Below are 1,916 nucleotides of genomic sequence, written 5' to 3'. Positions count from 1 at the left end.
ACAGGGCGCCTCCACCGCCGACGGCGCCAACATCGTCCAGTACGACGACTGGGGCGGCAACAACCAGCAGTGGCAACTCGTCCAGGTCGGCAGCGAACCGAACCCGACCCCCACGCCAACGCCGACCACGGGGGGCAACTACACCAATCCGGTCGTGTGGCAGGACTTCGCCGACGGCGACATCATCCGAGTCGGCGACGCCTACTACTACTCGGCCTCGACGATGCACTACTCTCCGGGCGCGCCGATCCTGCGCTCCTACAACTTGGTCGACTGGGAGTACGCCGGCCACTCGGTCCCCCGGCTCGACTTCAACTCGAACGCCTACGACCTCAACGGCGGCCGGGCGTACGTGAAGGGCATCTGGGCATCGACCCTCAACTACCGGCCGAGCAACAGCACGTACTACTGGATGGGCTGCGTCGAGTTCAACCGCACCTACGTCTACACCGCCTCGGCGGTGGACGACACCTGGACCAAGCGCTCCCAGATCAACAACTGCTACTACGACGCCGGCCTGCTCGTCGACGACAACGACACGATGTACGTCGCCTACGGCAACGGCACGATCAGCGTCGCCCAGCTCTCGGCCGACGGGCTCAGCCAGGTGCGCGCCCAGCAGGTGTTCCAGACCCCCTCCAGCGTCGGCACCCTGGAGGGCGCCCGCTTCTACAAGCGGAACGGCTACTACTACATCTGGCTGACCCGGCCCGCGAACGGCCAGTACGTCCTGCGCTCCACCAGCCCGTTCGGCCCGTACGAGATGCGCCAGGTCCTGCTGAACATGCCGGGCCCGATCTCCGGCGGCGGCGTGCCCCACCAGGGCGGCCTCGTGCAGACCCAGAACGGCGCCTGGTACTACATGTCGTTCGTCGACGCCTATCCCGGCGGCCGGGTACCGGCGCTGGCGCCGATCACCTGGACCAGCGACGGCTGGCCGACCGTCCAGACGGTCAACGGCGGCTGGAGCAGCACGTACCCGCGGCCGAACATCCAGACCTCGAAGACCGTGCGGTCGATGATCGGCTCGGACACGTTCACGTCGAGCACACTCGGCCACCGGTGGGAGTGGAACCACAACCCCGACAACACCAAGTGGTCGGCGGGCAACGGGCTGCGGCTGCAGACCGCGACCGTCACAGGCGACCTGTACAACGCCCGCAACACCCTGACCCACCGCATCCAGGGCCCGTCGTCGACGGCGACGATCGAGCTCGACCACTCGCAGATGGCCAACGGCGATCGCGCCGGGCTGGCCATGCTCCGCGACCAGTCGGCCTGGATCGGCCTCAAGCGCGACAGCGGGACGACCCGCGTCGTGATGACCAACGGCCTGACCATGAACAGCAGTTGGCAGACCACCGGAACCGGCACCGAGGCCGCGAGTGCCAACATCTCCGGCGGCCGGATCTGGCTGCGCGTCAATGCCGACATCCAGCCCGGCTCGGGCCGCCAGGCGCGGTTCTCCTACAGCACCGACGGGACCAACTTCACCTCGTTCGGACCGGCCTTCACCTTGAACAACGCCTGGCAGTTCTTCATGGGCTACCGCTTCGGGATCTTCAACTACGCCACCCAGTCCCTCGGCGGCGCGGTGACCGTACGCCGCTTCGACCTCACAACCCCATAAGAACCGCCCCAACCCACCCAATCGCTCCGCATCGGATGAAATCGGAGTACATCATGAGAACAAGACCCCTGGCCGTCATCGCGGCGGCGGCCACATTGCTGATGAGCCTCTTCGTGGCCGTCCAATCCGCGAACGCGGCGACGGTCGACACCGGCGCCTGGTACGTCCTGGTCAACCGCAACAGCGGCAAGGCCCTGGACGTCTACAACCTGGCCACCAACGACGGCGCCCGCATCACCCAGTGGACCCGCAACAACGGCAACCAGCAGCAGTGGCAGTTCGTCGA

General features: G+C 66.8%; 2 protein-coding genes. Both read left to right on the top strand.

Going from position 1 to position 1,916, the window contains the following annotated elements; translation table 11 throughout:
* Positions 1–1,630: family 43 glycosylhydrolase (locus tag ABT130_RS47510; protein WP_350966488.1), on the top strand; the 1,630-nt coding region annotated here is incomplete at its 5' end.
* 101 nt (positions 1,631–1,731) lie between these two features.
* Positions 1,732–1,916: RICIN domain-containing protein (locus tag ABT130_RS47505; protein WP_350966489.1), on the top strand; the 185-nt coding region annotated here is incomplete at its 3' end.

The sequence above is a fragment of the Streptosporangium sp. NPDC001681 genome, from assembly GCF_040298085.1.
Lineage (GTDB): Bacteria > Actinomycetota > Actinomycetes > Streptosporangiales > Streptosporangiaceae > Streptosporangium.
This window is presented reverse-complemented; position numbering and strand designations above follow the sequence as displayed.